The organism is Dyadobacter sp. CY261 (assembly GCF_021440085.1).
In the GTDB taxonomy this organism is placed as follows: Bacteria; Bacteroidota; Bacteroidia; order Cytophagales; family Spirosomataceae; genus Dyadobacter.
Genome location: NZ_JAKCPW010000004.1, coordinates 326,418 through 346,255 on the forward strand (window position 1 = coordinate 326,418; position 19,838 = coordinate 346,255).

Annotated in this window: 12 protein-coding genes; 3 read left to right on the forward strand and 9 right to left on the reverse strand. The window is 47.5% G+C overall.

The annotated features are described in order from the left end of the window. Positions 1-15: 15 nt before the first annotated feature. Both LZD49_RS14020 and LZD49_RS14025 read right to left on the reverse strand, forming a co-directional pair. Positions 16-5,475 carry an alpha-2-macroglobulin gene (locus LZD49_RS14020; protein WP_234668195.1) on the reverse strand — a complete coding sequence of 1,820 codons (5,460 nt, stop codon included), beginning with the start codon at positions 5,473-5,475 and terminating at the stop codon, positions 16-18. Between the two features lie 141 nt (positions 5,476-5,616). Next, entirely contained in the window at positions 5,617-6,840 is a 1,224-nt protein-coding gene (locus LZD49_RS14025; RefSeq protein WP_234668196.1) for a 4-hydroxy-3-methylbut-2-enyl diphosphate reductase, read from the reverse strand. A 179-nt stretch (positions 6,841-7,019) separates the two neighbouring features. On the opposite strand from LZD49_RS14025, the gene LZD49_RS14030 reads away from it, so the two are divergent. The 3 genes from LZD49_RS14030 to LZD49_RS14040 all read left to right on the forward strand — a co-directional run bounded on the left by LZD49_RS14030 (position 7,020) and on the right by LZD49_RS14040 (position 9,297). Further along, complete coding sequence (locus LZD49_RS14030; protein ID WP_090149524.1) at positions 7,020-7,583, forward strand: RNA polymerase sigma factor; 564 nt, start codon at positions 7,020-7,022, stop codon at positions 7,581-7,583. Between the two features lie 84 nt (positions 7,584-7,667). After that, positions 7,668-8,276 (forward strand): hypothetical protein, encoded by a 609-nt coding sequence (locus LZD49_RS14035; protein ID WP_234668197.1) that lies wholly within the window; start codon positions 7,668-7,670, stop codon positions 8,274-8,276. After that, a complete protein-coding gene (locus tag LZD49_RS14040; protein WP_234668198.1) occupies positions 8,236-9,297 on the forward strand; it encodes a hypothetical protein in 1,062 nt (353 codons plus the stop codon). The genes LZD49_RS14035 and LZD49_RS14040 overlap by 41 nt, the downstream gene beginning before the upstream one ends. Before the next feature lie 9 nt (positions 9,298-9,306). Here LZD49_RS14040 and bshC read toward each other — a convergent pair whose 3' ends face one another. The 7 genes from bshC to LZD49_RS14075 form a co-directional block, all read right to left on the reverse strand. Next, complete coding sequence (gene bshC / locus LZD49_RS14045) at positions 9,307-10,857, reverse strand: bacillithiol biosynthesis cysteine-adding enzyme BshC (protein WP_234668199.1); 1,551 nt, start codon at positions 10,855-10,857, stop codon at positions 9,307-9,309. Between the two features lie 249 nt (positions 10,858-11,106). After that, positions 11,107-12,921, reverse strand: coding sequence for an acyl-CoA dehydrogenase family protein (locus LZD49_RS14050; RefSeq protein ID WP_234668200.1), 1,815 nt, complete (start codon positions 12,919-12,921; stop codon positions 11,107-11,109). A 167-nt stretch (positions 12,922-13,088) separates the two neighbouring features. Continuing rightward, a complete protein-coding gene (locus LZD49_RS14055; RefSeq protein ID WP_234668201.1) occupies positions 13,089-15,977 on the reverse strand; it encodes a putative Ig domain-containing protein in 2,889 nt (962 codons plus the stop codon). 1 nt (position 15,978) lies between these two features. Next, positions 15,979-17,094 (reverse strand): glycosyltransferase, encoded by a 1,116-nt coding sequence (locus tag LZD49_RS14060; protein ID WP_234668202.1) that lies wholly within the window; start codon positions 17,092-17,094, stop codon positions 15,979-15,981. Next, positions 17,091-18,098 (reverse strand): glycosyltransferase family 2 protein, encoded by a 1,008-nt coding sequence (locus LZD49_RS14065; RefSeq protein WP_234668203.1) that lies wholly within the window; start codon positions 18,096-18,098, stop codon positions 17,091-17,093. Before LZD49_RS14065 ends, LZD49_RS14060 begins: the two co-directional genes overlap by 4 nt. A 105-nt stretch (positions 18,099-18,203) precedes the next feature. Beyond that, complete coding sequence (locus LZD49_RS14070) at positions 18,204-19,382, reverse strand: acetyl-CoA C-acyltransferase (RefSeq protein ID WP_234668204.1); 1,179 nt, start codon at positions 19,380-19,382, stop codon at positions 18,204-18,206. Between the two features lie 162 nt (positions 19,383-19,544). Continuing rightward, positions 19,545-19,778 (reverse strand): PspC domain-containing protein, encoded by a 234-nt coding sequence (locus LZD49_RS14075; RefSeq protein WP_234668205.1) that lies wholly within the window; start codon positions 19,776-19,778, stop codon positions 19,545-19,547. Positions 19,779-19,838 lie beyond the last annotated feature (60 nt).

A 19,838-nucleotide genomic window follows, 5' to 3' on the forward strand; every position in this document is an offset into this window, starting at 1 on the left:
TATTCGGCCTGATCTCTATTCAACGGTAATCTTGCCGCCACCCGAATAGCTGCGGTATTCGCCCTGATACATGGCGTCTGCGGCGGCCGGCCCTACTGTAAATGTTCCTTTCGAAACGATCCTCACCTGATAATAGAAGGTCTTTTCCTGCGCATTGGCCGTGGTGAAGAAGTGAATGCGGTCGTCGCGGATGTCGTAATATTCGGGAACGGCAGCCTTCGTAATCCACGGCATGTCACGCGGCTCGGTAATGCGCGGGTTTTCGATTTCAAAGCCCGAGGGTAGCAAATCTGTTACCACCACGTTTTCGACCGGTAGGCCATTCGTACTAGACAATGTCAGTTTGACCACGACCAAATCGTTTTGTTTAAAAGATTGGGCCGGGGTGCCGTTACGTGTCAGAAACTGACGACGAATGCTAAGGCCCTGATCTTCTTCTACATAATTCCCGATAGCCGACATACCGTCCGTTTGTGCAAACCAGTACAAATCACCCTTGCCTTGCGTGTTGACCAACAACTTCTGATTTATAATACCTTTCGAAATTTTCAACTCCTTGCCGGAAAACTGGCCGAGCGGCTTTCCATTTGCGGAAACCGAAGCTGTGACCGTCGAATTGGAAGTCTTTTTGGCCAGCTTCCCCAGCGCCAAAACCGCAAATGCCGCCTCTTGTGTGTTCAGGTAGGAAGCCGATTGAATGGCTTGTGAAAGCTGTCGACCCAATGTCGGAATTTGCAGGTTCGAAGGATCCGATTCCAATAGTGTATTCAACACCAGCGACATATTCCTAAGCGGGGACGAATAACTGTTATCAAAGAAATTACCCGTGTTTTCGGCAACGTACTTTTTAGGTAACAATGCATTAAAACTTCTCGAATCGCCCGCCAACTGGAATGCGCCTGCCAGCAGGTATTTCGAATCCTGGGTTAACAAATGGGGGTTTTGCTTGTAATAGTTCATGGACGCGCGGTTTGGGTGGCCGTTCAGCGCAAGTACATAAAGTGAATAAATAGCCTCACGGCGTGCGACTGTCTTTCTTGTCTGGCTACCGTTAGGTTGTCCTTCATAGGCCAGGCCATTGTTCGTACTGGCAACAACGATCTCCTTGTTTGCAGTCGTACCACTTTGTGCAGTCAGATATTCCACAGCACGGCTAAGTGTTTTGGCATTTACTTCAAACCCGGCCCTGTGCGCTTCTTCCAGGAAATGAACAGCATAAGCGGTCGCCCACCAATCCTCTTGTGCAGCACCGGGCCACATGCCCATTCCGCCGTTGAACAACTGCTGCGATTCGACCTTTCGGATGGCTTGTTGCACATTCGTCATCGGGTTGAAATCACTATCGCCTGTTTTCACTGTGTAAACCGGCGCTGCCATGGCCTTGGTAAGGTCGGCGAAATAGATCTGAGGGAACGCCTTCGAAACGGTTTGTTCCAAACAACCATAAGGATAGCCTAGCAATGTAGACAATGCCTTTCCACCTCCCTGGACAAGCGGCGAGCGGCTCAAAACCACCTGGCTGCTGCTCGTCGCAGGAATGAATGACGACCGTAGATCGATCAGCCCCTGTTTGTCTCCCGCGATCAGTCCGGATGTGCTTGTTTTCAATAATGGCGATGCAGGGCGAACCGAAATCTCTGTCTGGTTGATGAATGTTTCTTTAAAAGCATTCACTTTTACGGTTACCTTGCCAACGCCGATCGCAGCCTGGGCTTTTACGGCGAATACCGCCCGGCTTTCCTTACCGGCTGGAATCGTAATGCTCTGTGTAATAGGAGTTGCGCCCGCCGCCAGAGGCCCAGCCAATTGTACGGATACCGTCGCCGTTGTTGCTTTTGCCTCGGTATTGCTAATGTTCACCGGCAGCACCAGTTCATCACCCGGACTCAGGAAACGCGGCAAACCGGCACTGATCACGATCGGATCAGCCACTTTCATGTTTCTGGTTGCCGAGCCAAATGCATTGTCCTTATAAGCCACAGCCATAATGCGGAGATCCCCGCTGAACTGCGGAATATTCACGTCGAAAGTTATGTCGCCGCTGCCATTCGCTTTCAAATGCCCACTCCAAAAGGATACGAGTTCAGTGCGGCCATTGCTGAGCGGGTTGATCCTTCTTTCGAGATCATAACCGTCACCACCAGAGCTGGATGTTCCCGAAACGGTCAATTCCGGAAACAGTTGTGCGTATAAATCGTAGCTATTTACCTGTAATGCTCGTTTTTGGTAAAAATGGCCGTAAATATCCGGTGTCTTCGAATTCTTGATCTGTAAAATCCCCTCGTCAACCACCGCCAGCGTTACCTCAGCATCAGGCGCTGTTTTGATCCTAATCTGCTGTTTTGTCTTCGATCTTGATTTTTCAACCGCGACTACGCGGACCGGCAATTTCCGCTCGGTATCTTCAACCAAAATAGGCTGGAAGCCGTGAGCGACTGTCAACGGCATATCCGACGCATCTAGCGGACGTATAAGTGTTGCCGTAACAAATACGTTTGGCAAATGTTCTTCACTAATTTTGAATGTCAATTCGGCAGCCTTTTTTTCGGTCGTTAAAATATGCTGTTCAAGTACATGATTGCGCTCCACTGTCACGAGCAATCTTCCGTCAAAAGGTGTTTTAAACAAAACCTTCGCAGATTCACCAGTTTTATATTTGTCTTTATCGGTTTCCATTAACACCCGGCCTTCATTGCTTACCTCGAAAGACGAATATTGTGTGTAACCATAGCCGTAAGCATAAAAATTAGCCAGCGTGTAATGCGCAGCGCCGGGCCGTTTTACGCGCACTTCATATTCGCCAGACACCGTCGGCACGTAACGGAATGTGCCTCTTCCACCTGTTAGCATGAGCTTGTTCGAATACACCAGTTTTTCGCTTTTCCGGGAAGTATATTGTAAGCGGTCGTATTTTTTCTCAACCACGGTCTGATATTCAAGACGCACGACCTCGATATTTGCCACAGCACCATTTTGCAGTGCACCGTTTTTACTAACTCCCACAATATCAACAGGAACAGGCGCATTGGTTCCTACATAGGAGTCGGGTAGACGAATGCCATAAAATACCGGCTGGGTATACACGTCGAACTGCTGAATTCTGCCAACAGACCTCCCGTTTTCATCAAAAACGTTGACATAAATAGCACCCCGTAATATTCCAATATCCTGTATGCCGGAGGCAAGTGTAAATTGTTCGCTTGCCTGCCCCTGTTCATTAGTTGTTCCCTGACGGCTGTCGCGTTCAAAAGTGGTTTTGTCCGGGATATCAAATACGTATTCCGAAAATGCCTCGGCTGAAAATGCTTTTCGCCGCAGCTCGAAATCCATCTGATAAGTCCGATTGCTTGCAGGAGGGCCAAAGAGGTTCGTCGCCGTAGCTGTAAGTGATACTTTCTGCCCGGAAACGTAATCCTTTGCCGCACCACTGAGTTCCACTTTGATGCGATCGGGCATGAATTCCTCCACACTCACAGCCTGCGAGCCCAATAATACTTCGTTGGCATTGTATACTTCAAGAATATAGGTGCCAGTTAGTACACCCGCGTCCAAGGGAATTTCGGATTCGACAGCGCCTTGCTCGTTGGTTGTTTTACGCCAGGTCCTGAATTCGCGTCCGTTAGGAGTTAACAACCGTAATTTCAGAGGAACCTTACCTGCGGTTTCCCAATTCTGCGTTCGGAGCACTGTATTGAAATGCATCGTTTCTCCGGGACGGTAAATGTCGCGCTGGCCATAAATAAATACCTGATAACCAGAAGCATTATCCCATAAACCATCCACATCGAACCGCGACGTAGGTACCTGGGAATCTTCCAGTAACAGAAAATTGAAATCATCCTTTGAGCTGGCCGTGATCATCGCAATCTTGAAACCGGGCGCTTTTTCGCTCAATTTGTCGACATGCGCAATGCCGTCTTTATCGGTCGTAAGTGTATGGACCGTCTGGTTGTTTGAACTAACAAGCGTTAATTCCAGATCGGCCATAGGCTCGTTCGTTTTGATGGAATTGGCGAAAACCCAAAGTTCGTCCTTGCCTTGTTTGAGAATGAGACCAATATCTGAAATGGAAACCAGTTTGGTAGCACCCAGGTAAGCTTCTTCTTCCGAGTTCACTGCTACCAAATACACGCCCTGCCGCTTGTTATCATCCGGCAATGCGATGTTCAACGCCGAAATACCTTTGCTTTTCGAAAGATTCTCGGTTTCTACCGTTTTGCTGACGATAACATCGCTCAACTGACTATCCCGGTCGTCGCTGTAATTGAAATTTCCCGTTGGCTGCCAATCGTCACCCACGTAAGCGTAGTCGTTCCAACGGTTGCTATGAATATAATGCAGGATGTTGTTCGCATATAATTTCGAAATACGCACCTGCACTTTGGGCACATTCACGATCTGCACACCAATATTCCGCGAACTTTTGGTGGATAAATACAATCCTTTTTTGTTCGAAAACGAAATCGCAGCGGGCATTTTGCCAAAAAACAGATCGCGGGATGTTACTTCTTCCAATGTCTGCCCGAGAATGCCTTTCAGCGTTTGGTTCAGCTGTAAAACATAAGTATCTGTTTCGTTAAAAGCGCCGTGGATAACGAATCCGTTTTCAGTAGCTTCTGCTTGCACGGACGCTTCCGGATTCACTGCAAAACTCTTTGCGATGCTTTCCTTGTCGAGTTCCTGGGTCGTGATAATCCTCGCATAGCCCTCATTATTTTCAAAACCGGTCTTGATCTCGACTACTTCCAGATGCAGCGGAGAAGGAAAGCTGACCATTTTTGTTAATGCTTCCTGACTGCTGTAAGATGTGTTTTGTACCTTCACCCCTTTGTCGATCGAAATATTAATTGGCATTTCATTGTTATCCGCTTTTCCGACATTGGCCAACGCCAGCGTTACCGAAGATTCACTTTGGGAAGGCAATATCCTGAAATCCAAAGCCTTGCTTCCTGATAAGATTTTCAACTTTTCAGCCACATTCTGGCTATTGACCGGATAGTTGAAATTCAACCGCAGCCTAGCCTCCTGTCTGCCGCTTTCCTGTGACAATGTCCACCAGCTTTCCGTTTCAGCCAGTTGCAGGTAAGGTGTATGGAATGTGACCGGATCTTTCGAGACTTTATATTTCTTACCCCCTTCCGGTTTCTCTGTCAGCAGATCCGTAAGTTGCGCTTTATAGGAGGTTGCAGCGCCAAACCCTGCGACTGGCGAGAAAACGAGTTCATTTGGCGCGGTCCATTTAAATTTTCCCCGGACCGCCGGTTCGAACGTCACAAATTGCGTCGAATCCCAGTTGTTCAACTCGGCCTTCGAAACAAGGTCCTTGTTAAAAGTAAATACTAAATTCTGCGACTGGCCGACCTCTTCGGTGAAGTTGGTGCTGGCAACACGGATTTCGTTGAAAGAAGAGCAATTGCTAAAAAACCAGGCAAAAAAGAGGAAGCAAAAAGAACTCAGGATGGCAGTCTTTTTCATAGGAAAGAAGATATAAAAAAACGGATGATTTTATGAACAAAACCATCCGTCTAAATTAGACTATATAAGTTAATTCGCTTTAAATAACCTCTTTCAAATGATTCAACGGCGCTCCTGCGAAATTAAACGGTAAAAGAACTACTAAAATGCCTGCATCACTTCCTCGATCGGTTTCGCACCTTCAAAAAATGACAATAACCGCACAAGAATACCTTCCACGACCGCATCCGGACATGACGCGCCACAAGTGAGCATAATGCGCGCGGGAGACTTTTCCGGTAGGTAGTTTTCTGTCACCATTTCTTCTTTTTTGTGGAGATCGAAATGGCGGATCAGGTGCTTGTCGAGAATTTTATTGACCGATTCGATAAAATAAGTCGGGAATTTTTGCTCGCAAAGCTCTACCAAATGGGATGTATTGGAGCTATTATAACCTCCGGCCACCACAACCAGATCCGCATCGTGCGTCAGCAAAGCGTAGGTAGCATCCTGATTATCGTTCGTCGCGTAACATAATGTGTCGCGCGTGTTCGCGAAACGTTCTTCCACCTGTTCCGGGCGAAGGCTGTAATGCCGGATCATCACATTTTTGAGGTAATCAGCAATGCCCTGGGTGTCTGACGCCAGCATGGTCGTCTGATTTACTACTCCAATGCGCTGCAAGTCCTTCTTGGGATCAAAACCATCTGAATACTGGTTTTTAAAATCTTCAAAAAACTGGTCGGTGGGCTTGGAACCCGCCATATACTCAGCCAGGAGCTGGGCTTGCTTCATATTTTCCACTACGACCGTCGGTGCATTTTCCTTACTATGCGAGAATGTGGCGCGAGTTTCTTCGTGATTCGGTTTGCCGTGCACTACAATCGTATAGTTCTTCTCGCCAATCTGCGCGGCACGGTTCCAGACTTTTTCTACAAACGGGCAAGTCGTGTCGTACACATACGCATTTACGCCCAGTTCCGAGAGCTTTTGCTGATTTTCGACCGTAGTTCCAAATGCCGGAACGATCACAATATCTTCCGCTGTCAACTCTTCCCAAGCGATCAGTTGTGAGCCTTGGGTATCCATGATAAACTGTACACCGCGTTCTATCAGATCGTGGTTTACATCCGGATTGTGGATCATTTCGCTCAGAAGGAAGATCCGCTTGCCCGGATTCTCGGCAATGGCCTTATAAGCGATGTCGATGGCATTCTCTACCCCGTAGCAAAATCCAAAATGCCGTGCAATGAGAAACTGCACAGGCCCGAAATCGAGTACTGTGGGTGAATAATCCCTTTTTAACTTGTCGTTTTTACGACGGAATTCCTTGATCGGCGTGATAATGCGGCTCCGGTAAAAATCAGGGATATTGAAAGTTTTCATGTACTTAAATCAGTAGATTGCATCAGGCGGCACAAAGATAACCCCGCCTTTTTCTAAGAACAACACGGTATGCCCCTTTGTTCGGCGTGCGGCATTTTGAAAAAATTTTTAAAATGAATGCAACATGCCGAAGAATCGCTTGTCTTTGATTCAGAACGTTCAAAATATAAACCTTCTGCTTGAAAACACAAATTTACCCCGACCGGCACGTCGAACTGGTAGAGCGTTGTAAACTCGGCGAGCGCAAAGCGCAGTACGAGCTTTACAAACATTACTCTAAGGCCATGTTCAACATCTGCATGCGGATACTGAACCATTTGGGAGAGGCCGAGGATGCTCTGCAGGAGGCTTTCGTGGACGCGTTCACGAACCTGCACCAGTTCCGGCAGCAATCTACGTTCGGGGCGTGGTTGAAGCAAATCGTGGTCAATAAGGCGATCAACCACATGCGGAGCAGGAAGGTAAAATGGGTGGAAATTGAAGAATTCCACGAGACATTAGAGCAAAGCGACCGGAATGAGGATTCTTTCGGACTGGATGAGAGCGACACGACGCTCGAAATAGAAAGGGTTCGTAACGCGGTACAGAAATTGCCAGATGGTTACCGGGTGGTATTAAGCCTGTATTTGTTTGAAGGCTACGACCACGAAGAGATCGGCGAAGTGCTCGGGATCAGCGAAACAACCTCCCGAACGCAATATATGCGGGCGAAAAGGAAGCTGACCGAAATGCTGGTCAGATAAGCTTTTCAATAGTTGGAAATGATACTTACCTAAAACTCTTACGGATTTGAGACTATTATTTACACTTGACAAGTTAATTAATCTATGAAAAATTCTTCTGATAAAAAGGATCGATTGGAGCGGTTTGTGCGAGATAACAGGGATGGATTTGATACTTTCTTACCGCAGGATTCTTTGTGGAGCCAAATTGAGAGCCAACTACATAACGAGATTCCGATAGTACCGGAGAAAGCGAAAAAAAAAATCAGGCGTCTGAATAACCCCTATTTCGACTGGCGGATCGCCGCCGGGGTATTTCTGGCCCTCGGGATCGGATTTCTGGTTTACCTCAATAACGAATACGGCATCACCCGTGATCCGCGCGTGGCCCTGAAAGTCCCTGCCTACGCCCGTGAATTCAATCAATACAATGTTGCAATAGACCAAAAAAGGGAGGAGATCATCAAACTGGCCCGGAACAATCCGGAGCTGTACAAAGATTTTTCCACTGATTTGGAAAGTCTGGAAGCGAATTATAAAAACCTGCGCTCCAACTTGTCGAATGCCCCTAACCAGGAAGCACTGCTTGAAGCAATGGTTCAGAACCTCCAGTTACAGGTGGACCTGCTGAACCAACAACTGGAAATTTTGCAACGTATCAACAAAGTGAAAAATGACAACAATAAAGAAAATAGCAACGCTCCTGTTATTTAGTGTGATCGCACTGCCGCAGGTAGCCAGCGCAATGCCCAGTCCCGACGATTCCGAACAAAATGGGCTGGTAGAGAAGCGAAGGAATATTGTAAAGATATTTGACGTCAAAAAAAGCGATGCCCTCGAAGTCGATAACCAGTTCGGACTTGTGAAGGTAAACCTTTGGGCGAAAGAAGAGATTAAGGTTGAAATTGTGGTAACCGCCAACGCACCATCCGATACCCGCGCTTCGGAATATCTCGGATCGGTGAATATTGATGAAAAACGGGTGAAAAACCTCATCAGCATCACCACTCGCATCGACCGCAACCAATTTGGCAACAATGGCTGGAACAAAAGCAAAGGCGACAAAAACTTTATCCAGATCGACTACACGATTTATATGCCGAAAGAGAATGCGCTTACCGTCCGCAATAAATTCGGGAATACCGACATCCATACATTTCACGCGCCGCTGACCGTCGACTCCAAACATGGTAATTTCGTGGCCACGCTGCTCGAAAACCCGGATAATGTGATCGACATTCAGTTTGGAAGCGCCAAAATAGGCAAAATGGATGGCGGAAGGCTCGATTGCCAATATTCTAATGTGAAGCTTGACCTGGCCAAAAAAGTGTGGTTAAGTAACAAGTTCGGCGAGCTTAGCATTGGTGATGTCGTCAATCTGGACGCGGCTATCGATTATTCCGGGGCGAAAATCGGGACGATCCGCGGTACCGGCAAAATCAAGCTGAATTACTCAGGCAATTTCAAGATAGATGAACTGACAAACTCGGCACAGAATGTAGATATTCAAGCATCCTACTCATCGGTGGTGCTGCCGGCTGAGGCTAATCAGTTCAATGTAAGCGTGACTTATGGAAAGTTCAGTTACCCGGCGGAGAATGTCAACTTTTCCATGCAACCTGAGAAAGATGGCCGGCCCGATAAAATGAAGCATTATCAGGGCAAAATCGGCACCGGCGGAGGAACGAAGATTACCATTACCTCACTCTTTGGCGATGTCAAGTTGAAAGAGTAAAGCGCTCTCCTACTCTTCCAGCAGCACATTATACCTGAAATCCAGCGGATCGAAAGCGTTGTAAAGCTTCTGGATGAACTGAGGATCGTTGATATAAAAATTGAGCAGATTATCATACCGTTCCTGGGCGATTCCGTTCGGGAACAGTTTGTTTTTGAGGGTCAGTAATTGCTCGATTTCTGATTCGTGATTCCGCTCCTCGGCACGGATAATGCGCTTTTCGAGCTGTTTCAGCGAATTCAGCAGACGTGTTTGTTCCGCTTTCACAGCTCCGTGCATGGTTTGATCTACTTCCGTGGCTTTTATCAGGATTTGATCAAAAATCGCGTTGAAAGCGTCCTTTTGCTCACCTAAATTGAGTTCATGCTCGGTGTTGCGCTCAATAAAGGTCTTGCGCAGCGCAATCTCGTCCAGAAAGAGATCCTTATAGTCGATTTTCAACTTCTGCGCCTTCTTATATTGATGACCGTTCATGTACAACGCGAAATTTCGCGGGAGGAGCATCGGGTAAGGCACGCCAAAATGATCAAAAACGCCTTTCAACTGCATCCAGTAAGGCACTTCTGACGGTCCTCCTATATACGCAATATTTGGTAAAATGACTTCCTCATACAACGGCCGCAGGATCACATTCGGGCTGAAACGCTCGGGATTGCTTTCGGCAAGTGCCAGCAGCCCTTCACTGGTAAATTCCAGCTCGGTGTTCAGCACTTTGAACACATTGCCTTCGCGCACAATGCGCTCGCGGAGATTGTCGTCGAGATAGAAAAAGTTGATTTCACGCGCGTGCAGGGGAGTATGATAGCCCAGCGCGTTTAGGCGGGAGGTGGTTTCCGTAACGAGTTTTTCCGAAATAGAGTCTTTGAGTTCTTCCTGAATGACAGGCAGGAAATGGCGTTTGAGATCGGCATTGTCGGCGTCCAGACTAATCAGCCCGTAGCGTCCGAAAAGCTCATGCATATAACATCGCACGGCATCGGCCAATGTATTGTTTTCGAGATAGGCTTTGGTAAAAAGCAGCATCTTGTCTGGCAATTGCTTTAAAATACCCGACAACTCCCTTGGATTCAGTTTCCCGACAGCACCTTTATGCTCGCCCGTCCATTTGTGCGTTTGGCCGAAAAGGTGGAAAGTAGCAATTTCTTCAAAATCATGGTCTTCCGAAGCCATCCAGTAAATAGGCACGAAATTGTATTCGGGATATCTGGCTTTTAAAGCCTCGGAAAGTTTGATGATCGTGACGATCTTGTATATGATGTATAAGGGGCCGGTGAAGATGTTCAGCTGGTGCCCGGTTGTAACAGTAAAAGTATTCTCCTGCAATAAAATCGAAAAATCGGGTAGGTAAGGCAGGCCGTGGTATTGCTTGTTCAGCACATCCACAAGGGTTTTGCGCTTCTCAGCGTCAAATGCTCTTTTGCTCAAAATAGCCTTCTCCGCATTCTCCAAGGTTGGGAAAACGCTGTAAAAAGATTCGAGCGTCGGTTTCTGGTCCAGGTAATCGAGTAGTAATGCAGGGAACTGGCCTGTGGTACGCAGATCCACGGAATGCAATGTCATGAAAGGTGGTTTTTCAGTAGCTAGTAGAGAATCCAACGTAATTATTTTGCTATTTGAGTCAAAAAAGAAACCTACTATCTAACGAGAAAGCCGCTGATTTTGGTTTCCCAAAATTGCGCAATTTGCCCGATAATCGGAAACCTTTTACCAAGATACGAAAAAGCCGCATCTGAGTCAGACACGGCTTTCAACGGATACATTTTGGTTTTTAGTTGTAGCAGGTTATTCGCCTGAAATATTTTATAGCTGTTAAAAAACGTAGTCATTCCTGGCGACCAGTTCGTCGGCGATACGGCGACGCGCGTCTTTCAAATTCGCCGGTTCAATTTTCGTAAACCTCTTCAATCCCATCAGCATGACACGTAACTCGTCGCTTTCGGCAAAGCTGGTTATCGCTGCCCGACCCGCATTATTACTTTTTTCCACCGCTCGGTTCAGATAGATAAGCGCGATATCTTTCTGTAATGCGCTGGCGTCGTCACCCAGTAAGCCGATACGTTTCTCCACCCTCAATAACACCGATTCCGCCACATAAATTTCAATGACCATATCAGCGAGATTCATGATTATTTCCTGTTCCTCAGAAAGTTTCATCATGAATTTTTGTACCGCCGCTCCCGCAATCATCAACGCCGCCTTTTTCAGGTTTTTGATTACCATTTTCTCGGCTGCAAATAGGGTCTCGTCTTCAACGGCACTAAAATCGGGAATCGAAAGGATTTCTTTACCTACCGCCGCGGCCGCACCCATCAGGTTCAGCTGGCCCTTCATGGCACGTTTCAGCAGCATATCCACCACCAGTAAACGGTTTATTTCATTGGTACCTTCAAAAATCCGGTTAATCCGGCTATCGCGATAGGCGCGATCCATGGGTGCATCGGCCGAAAAACCCATCCCTCCATATACTTGCACACCTTCGTCCACCACAAAATCCAGCACTTCCGAGCCGTGCACTTTCATGATCGCGCATTCAATCGCAAATTCTTCCACAGCCTTCAATTTGGCCTCCGCATCGCTCATTCCCTTCTCTTTGAAGGCCTGGATTAAGTCATCTATATTTTGTCCTACGCGGTACGCCGCCGATTCGGTCGCGAACATTCCCACCGCCATTTCAGCCAGTTTGTGCTTAATAGCGCCAAAATTAGCAATAGCCGTGCCGAATTGTTTTCGTTCATTGGCATACTGGATCGCCTGCGAAGCAACTTTCTTAGCCCCGCCCAAAGCCGCTGCAGCGAGTTTGATGCGGCCTATATTCAAAATATTAACAGCAATTTTGAATCCGTTACCCCTTTCAGAAAGCAGATTGTCAACAGGGACCAGACAATCATTAAAAAACAGTTGACGCGTATCCGATCCCTTGATGCCCATTTTGTACTCAGGTTCGTTCATGGTAATGCCGCCAAACGATTTTTCGATAATGAATGCGGTCAGGTTTTTATCAATCTGGCCATTTTCTTCAATTTTGGCAAAAACAATAAACACATCCGCAAAGCCTCCATTTGTGATCCACATCTTCTGACCATTGATCAGGTAATGCTTTCCGTCTTCACTTAGTTTCGCCTTAGTTTTGCCCGAATTAGCATCCGAGCCAGAATCCGGTTCTGTTAGACAATAGGCGGCTTTCCATTCCCCGGAGGCCAATTTTGGCAAATATTTCGTCTTCTGCTCCTCATTGCCGTAGTACAGAATAGGTAGTGTTCCGATACCTGTATGTGCCGAAAGTGCTACGGAAAAAGAGTTTCCAGCGCCAGTGGCTTCCGCTACCAGCATAGAGGTGTTAAAATTCATTCCAAAACCGCCAAATTCCTCAGGAACGGCAGTCCCTAGCAAGCCGAGCTCTCCCGCCTTGTCCATCAAACCCGAAATCAATGCGGGACTTTTAGCCTGATCGATTTCATTCAGCCGCGGCCATACTTCTTTGGAAAGGAAATCCCGGCAGGTATCAGCGATCATCCGCTGCTCTTCAGTAAATTCTTCAGGGATGAAAATTTGGCTTGAAGAGGTTTCATTGATCAGGAATTCACCTCCTTTGATGGATGTCTGGTTTACTGCTGCAACGGACATATCTGAATGCGGGTTAGTCGGAATGTGGAGTATGCTTGCCTACCATTTCAGGTTAATGCAAAGATAAGTCAGAAAAAATATTATGCAAGCATACTATCGCCAAAATAAATGAAAACGGCGACCGTTCCCGACCGCCCTTCTTTTTATCTACATCTTGAAATCGAATCCTATTTCTTGAATATTTTAAACTGCTTCAAAAACTCCCCGTTATTTTCAATTCGGATGAAATAGATTCCCGAGGAAAGGCCTATGGCATCAAGATCCAGATTTAACAGTTCGTCCGACATTTCTATCAGCCCATCAGCGATCGGAATACGTTTGCCGGACACTGTGATGATTTCGCAGGATAAACTGTCCCCTGGCTGATACTCAGGAACTTTGATATTCAGGATACTTTCCACCGGATTGGGATAGAATGCCCAATCTTCCATGTCTTTTGTGATATCGCTTTTATCTCCGGCTGAAATACCAAACTCGATGGAATTAGTCACAACGGCTGAATCTTCCTTGAAAGCCGTCACAGTCAATGTATACCTTCCCACGTAAGGCGCAAAGCCAGAGGCGTCTTCATACAAGGCATAAGGGAAAATAGCAGTTGTCGATTTACGGCGGTAAGGACCATTCAGGTCGAAAGAAACTCTGTCATATTCAAAGTTTCCGTAAGCATACATGTTCAACTTAGACGGCAAGGAATCGTAAGGAATCACATCATCGCCGGAGAGTTTCCGGATCACCCGCTGGTCCACCTTGCTTCCCGCCTGAACAAGTTCAAAACGGATCTCCGGAATCTGCACCAGCAGGATCAAGGGAATTTCAACATACGCACCCGCATTGTCGTAGGCGCGGATGATCAGTCGGTACTCTCCTTCTTCTGTGGGCGTTCCCGAAAATACATTCAGTGCGAAATTCAGCCAGGAAGGCCGATTTTGAACTGTGATAGAAGAAATGTACCCGTCAGGATCACCAAATAGGTTTGACGGGAGAATGTAGTTGAAAGGCATGTTGATCTGCCCATATTTAACCGACAGTGTGGTGGTCGCGAAAGGCGGTGCATTCAGGAACTGCGGCTCCACGACCTTGACCGTAAAATACGTCTCTACGAATGCATTCAGGTCGTCGTAAGCTTTGAGAATAATGCGGTGATCGCCCAATGTTGTCGGGGTACCGCTCAACACGCCGTTGGTAAAGGTCAACCAGGACGGCAGCCCGCTGGCTTCTACTTTGGTGATCTCACCATCGGGATCAACAAAAGCGGTTTTAGGAATCGTAATAGTAAACGGCTTGTTCACGGCCACCATTTGGTTCGAGAAATTGCTATCGACGGTCGGAGGCTTGTTGGCATTCTCCCGCGTGTCCACACGGACAGTGAAAAACGCCTCCGACGAACCACCCTCATCGTCAATTCCTTTCACCGAAATACGATAATCGCCAAGCGTCGATGGCCTGCCGCGCAGAACACCGCCTTCGTAACGAAGCCACGCCGGTAAAGAGCCCACTTCTACGCGTACGATCGTTCCGTCCACATCCGAAAAAGTGTCGATCGGCAGCCGGTACTCAAAGTCCTTGTTTACCGGAATGATCTGCATTGGTACAGGCCTGAATACATAAGGTGCATGATTGGACGCATCCTCCCAATAACTCGGCGACAGTATATCTTCGATGAGCCTGATACGGATAGGTCGCGGGTGAGCGGGATCGAGATAAGCTCTCTTGGCCCATTCGTCATAAATTACGCCTTGTGCGCCGCCTTTTTCCGTGGCAGCCGACAAGCGATAGGACACCGAATCTGCATAAACAATCGGTTTCATCGGCGTATTCAGCCAGGCCGTTGCACCCTGCCTGAGGAAACCCTCTGCCCGCGCCATCTGTTCTTTCTGCGAAATTACCACTGCTACTACGTTCGCGCCATGCTCGAAGTTCTCGTTGATCTGCTTCATATGGGCGTTATTATCGAGGTAGGAACTCACAAACAGCTCATTAGCCGTAATAAAGCCCGGAGGCGCATCGCTTTTCAGAATATCGACAGACCAACGGTGATCGTGTGAAGCAAGGTTGTCGTTCACCTTGATGCCATCTGTTTTTTCATTCAGATCACGAAAGCCCAACGTGCCCCGCGACGCCGATTGCGAATCGAACACGGAGCCGTAGTCGGATACATATTTGATCGTCGGGTCAATGCCCTTCACAGCAGTTACCATCTGCTCCGTAAATCTTTTGAGCATCATATGGCGGTAGATGTACCAGTCTTTCCCGTAGCGCTGGCGGAAAGAAAGGTTAGGTTCCCATGCCGTTGCGGGCGGATTGGCTTCGTCGAACGACTTGAAAGTCATCCCCCAGAGGAAATTGATCCGCTCTATCTTTTTGTAATGCTGTTTAACAAAATCTTTAAACCCTTTCACCATAGAAGGTGAGTAGTCGTAAACGGCGGCATCTTCCTTACCGTTCTCGATTAAACCTCCCGGGTATTCCCCCTCCTGTGTACCGGTGTTGGTAACTGAAACATACAGCAGTCTTTTCTCAGTCTGTAAATGTTTATAACGGGTTGTCACTTCCTTCACGAAAGAAACGCCTTTATCCAGAATAGTCTGATTGTCAAATCCGAAAAATGTGTCCTGATAACCGCTTAGCAACGGTTTATTTGAATGGCTAAACTGGCTGTCCGACACCTCCCAGAAGCCTTTAATGCGTGTGCTGTGCCTGCCTATATGGATCCGGAGCGCGACTTTCATGCCCAGATCCGTCGCGATCTTGATCTGCTGGTCGTATTTGGCCCATTGCGGCTGCTCGGTCGGCGAGCTGAAATACACTTTGTCCCACGGAATGGTGATGTAAACTGCGTTCAATCCAAATTGCTGCGCCGATCGGATCAGGTCGGGTTCAGGACCGATGTCATCAGGGTCGGTCAAATTCAGGAGCATAAGCGCAAGGTAGCGCTGGGTATCTATCTCCGTCGTTCTTTCCTGGCTTTGTCCGAACACGCGGTTAGCTGTCGTGAGAACGATCAGCGATAATGCAATTCGGGTCAAAAACTTATACACAAACGTAGAATTGAGCATACTAACGGGTTTTGTCAATTAATTCGATCCACTCATTATATCCGTTTTCCACATTGAAACGGCTCGCTACCTCAACGCTCACAGCGCTGTTGGTTTTCAATTCGCCGCTCATAACCGAGCGCATGGCCTCGACCATCTGCCTGACACTTAGATCATCAGTAACAACGCCCATTCCATCTTTGACAAACTCTGAAACACCTCCCGACGGGAAAGCGACAATGGGTTTACCCAGCAACGCAGCTTCTATCATCACCAATGGAAAAGGGTCTTGCCTAGAGGTAAGCAGGAAACCATTTCCCATATTAAGATAGGCATAATAATCTTCTTTTTGCTTGCCGGCCAAATGAATTTTGGTGGCCGACTTGTTGCTGGCGCACCGTTGCTCGGTATAATACACCAATCCGTCGTCGATCGTTGCACCGACCCACACCAGATGAACCCGCGGGTCATTCACCTCGGTGGCGATATCGGGCAGCATATCGAAACCTTTCCGCTCGGATGTCATCCCCGACAGTATCCAGACAAATGCATCGGCCGGAATGCCCAGTTTCTTTCTGAGTTCAGCCGAACGAATATCGTCCTTTCTGACCAGCGACGGATCAATGAATGAATAAAGCAACCCGACATTTTTGCCACCAGCATCTTTGAGCGAATCACAGGTCGTTTGAGAGCAACCGATCAGGAGCGTCGAGTAGTCGACAATGCTCTTAAAATCGGGCGCACTCAGGTATGCGTATGTGAGCGGCATTTCGTGAAAATGGGTAATTACTTTTATCCCAAATTCCTTTGCCACCACGATCGTCTCCGGGATCATCGTAGTATTCACATACCAAAAATCTGCCTGGAAACTCCTGGCAAGCTTTCTTAATGCACGAAGCGTTGGGTTAATCCCGAGGTGAAAGGAAATTTTCTCAATCGTATTGAATTTGCGCGGGGCAATGTGAACAGGAATGTCTTGCGGAAAATCGGTCAGCAGTTCGCCGTTTGCAAAACTGACTATACCGACGTCAAAACGGGAACGGTCTATTTTTTTCAAAATGTATAACAGCATCATTTCTGATCCTGTCCGTGTGGCATAGGGTGTAAAAAAGAGGATTCTTTTTTTCGATTGATTCATGCAGAGGCAGTTAAGAGGTCGATGTTCTCGTGAGGCTTGATCTTATACAGCTCCTGTTTGAGAAACAGCGTTTTCCAGAAATACTTTAACAGAACGCGAGTCTTCCTTACATATATATGTTGTGTGCGAAGTTCCGAGAATGGATTCCCGCTTTTTCGCAGATTTAAAAGCATTTTCCAGCCATACACTACCGGCACCATGAAAATGTAATGCAGGATTAGCAGGATGTACTGGAAAATACCATATTGTTTCCGTACCCACAGGAAATTGGAAACCTGCATTTGAGTACTGAAACGGTTAATCCACGAAATATGCGTCCGCCGGAACGGGTTGTTGTTTTCAAGATGGATAAAAGTACAATCCTGAAAATAGCACAGCTTACCCAGCTTTCCCAATCTCCCCGACCATTCTACGTCTTCACCATACATAAAAAAGTCTTTACTGAAACCTCCCGTTTTTTCAAAACCTTCCCGCCTTACAAACATAAATGCCCCTACCAGCCAATCGTGTTGGTCGGGATCATCGTAGGTCGGTTCGGGGTAGAGTTTGTTAACGACCTTGTCTACCAGGCCGCTCGGGGGCAGGATGAAAAACGTTCTCCGGAATTCGTTAAAGCTCTGGTAAAAGGGCATTGGAGTGCCATCCGGATAATATTGCAATGCCCCACACGCGATAATGTCGGGGCGTTGGTTCATCCGTTCGAAGCAACGACCGATCACATTGTCGGTCACGAGTGTATCCGCATTCAGCAGCAACAGATATTCCCCTTGCGCTATTTCCATGCCTTGGTTGTTGGCAATGCCAAATCCGGCATTGTATGCCATATCGATCCATCGCACTTCAGGGTGAGCCTCCTTCACCAACGCTCTACCACCGTTTTCAGGATCATTGTCAACAACGATTACCTCGAAAGTTACTCCTGACGTAAATCGATTGATAGAATTTAAGCAATTGATGATGAGTTGAGGCGTCCTGTAATTGATAATAACGATGGATACATCCATGAAAAAGGCGTGCATGTTGAAAGGGCAAAAATAAAGAATCTCCCCGGAAGATGGTTAACACTTCCGGGGAGACCTTTAAATTCGCTTTGATTGTTAGTCTACGGCCTAGTTGAGCCGCTCATAGATACCCGCAACGCCCTGGCCTCCGCCTACGCAGGCAGTCACCATGCCATATTTCTGGTCGCGGCGCTTCATTTCATTGAAAAGCTGCACGGAAAGCCTTGCGCCGGTAGACCCTAATGCATGTCCCAATGCAATCGCACCGCCATTTGGATTGACAATCTCCGGATCAATACCGAGCTCCTGGATCACCGCAAGCGACTGCGCCGCGAAGGCTTCATTCAGTTCCACTTGCTGAATATCATTCAGGTTTAATCCGGCCTGTTTCAATGCCAGTGGCACTGCAGCAACTGGCCCAATACCCATAATCCGCGGATCGACACCTGCCGTCGCATAGGACATCATGCGTGCGATCGGTTTCAGGCCCAGTTCATTCACAAGTCTTTCCGACATCACCAATACAAATGCCGCCCCGTCCGAAGTCTGCGAAGAATTCCCGGCGGTAACCGATCCTCCGGCCGCGAAAACGGGTTTTAATTTGTTTAATGCTTCGATAGTCGTGTCGGCACGCGGCCCTTCGTCCTGGCTAATGACCATTTCTTTTGTCTTTTTCTTGCCCGACGCCGCATCAAAATAGGTTTCTTTCACGGTTACCGGCACAATGCCATCGGCAAACCAGCCCTCCTTCTGCGCACGCAACGCCTTTTGGTGTGACTGTAATGAAAATTCATCCTGCTTTTCCCGGCTAATATTGAAGTCCTTTGCCACCTGTTCAGCGGTGAGACCCATACTCAGGTAATAATCAGGATTGGTATGCGCTATTTCGTAGTTCAATGCAGTTTTCCAGCCCATAGTCGGCACGAGTGACATCGATTCAGTACCACCAGCAATAATGCACTCGGCCATTCCGGCATGGATTTTCGCGGATGCCATGGCAATCGCCTCCACACCGGAGCCACAATAGCGATTGATTGTAATGCCTGAAACATTTTTCGGTAGTGAAAGCAAGGCCACATAACGACCCATCTGCATTCCCTGTTCGGCCTCCGGCACGGCATTACCAACAATTACATCATCCACGCGGGTCGGGTCGAGCTGTGGGATTTGTTCCAGCAAATGTTTAATTACCGTCGCTCCGAGGTCGTCAGGACGTGTAAACCGGAACCCGCCTCTCGGCGCTTTGCCCACCGCGGTACGATAGCCCGCAACAATGTATGCGTTCATATTTGAATCTGGTTTGAAATCGACGTTAATGCAGGCTCACCCATGTTAGTATGCCTGCATACCATTGGTAAAAATAGGTATTAATCCTAAAACAACAAACCGCCGGAGTTTGTTGTCCGACGGTTTGTAACTACCAAGTCTTTGCTGATGGAGCTTTAAAAATCAGGAAGGGATATGCCCTTGTTCCAGCTCTCTGGGTCGTTTTGCGATATCCGGCATGACGATCCAAAGGATGATGTAAAACAAAAAGACGGGGAAAGTAACCGGGATGAATATCGCGAGGACGAACAATACGCGGACAATGGTAACGTCGATCTCGAAGTAGTCGGCTAATCCGGAAGCAACGCCGCCGATCATTTTGTTGCTGGTGTTTCGGAACAATCTATTGTGGTTCATGGCTAAATCTGTTTATGTCGTTTTGATGATTCAAAGGTACTATGCATTACCTAGTAGTGG

Coding starts and splice junctions, on each gene's coding strand:
- LZD49_RS14020 (WP_234668195.1), bottom strand. CDS start 5,475: ATGAAAAAGACTGCCATCCTGAGTTCTTTTTGCTTCCTCTTTTTTGCC.
- LZD49_RS14025 (WP_234668196.1), bottom strand. CDS start 6,840: ATGAAAACTTTCAATATCCCTGATTTTTACCGGAGCCGCATTATCACG.
- LZD49_RS14035 (WP_234668197.1), top strand. CDS start 7,668: ATGAAAAATTCTTCTGATAAAAAGGATCGATTGGAGCGGTTTGTGCGA.
- LZD49_RS14040 (WP_234668198.1), top strand. CDS start 8,236: ATGACAACAATAAAGAAAATAGCAACGCTCCTGTTATTTAGTGTGATC.
- bshC (WP_234668199.1), bottom strand. CDS start 10,857: ATGACATTGCATTCCGTGGATCTGCGTACCACAGGCCAGTTCCCTGCA.
- LZD49_RS14050 (WP_234668200.1), bottom strand. CDS start 12,921: ATGTCCGTTGCAGCAGTAAACCAGACATCCATCAAAGGAGGTGAATTC.
- LZD49_RS14055 (WP_234668201.1), bottom strand. CDS start 15,977: ATGCTCAATTCTACGTTTGTGTATAAGTTTTTGACCCGAATTGCATTA.
- LZD49_RS14060 (WP_234668202.1), bottom strand. CDS start 17,094: ATGAATCAATCGAAAAAAAGAATCCTCTTTTTTACACCCTATGCCACA.
- LZD49_RS14065 (WP_234668203.1), bottom strand. CDS start 18,098: ATGGATGTATCCATCGTTATTATCAATTACAGGACGCCTCAACTCATC.
- LZD49_RS14070 (WP_234668204.1), bottom strand. CDS start 19,382: ATGAACGCATACATTGTTGCGGGCTATCGTACCGCGGTGGGCAAAGCG.
- LZD49_RS14075 (WP_234668205.1), bottom strand. CDS start 19,778: ATGAACCACAATAGATTGTTCCGAAACACCAGCAACAAAATGATCGGC.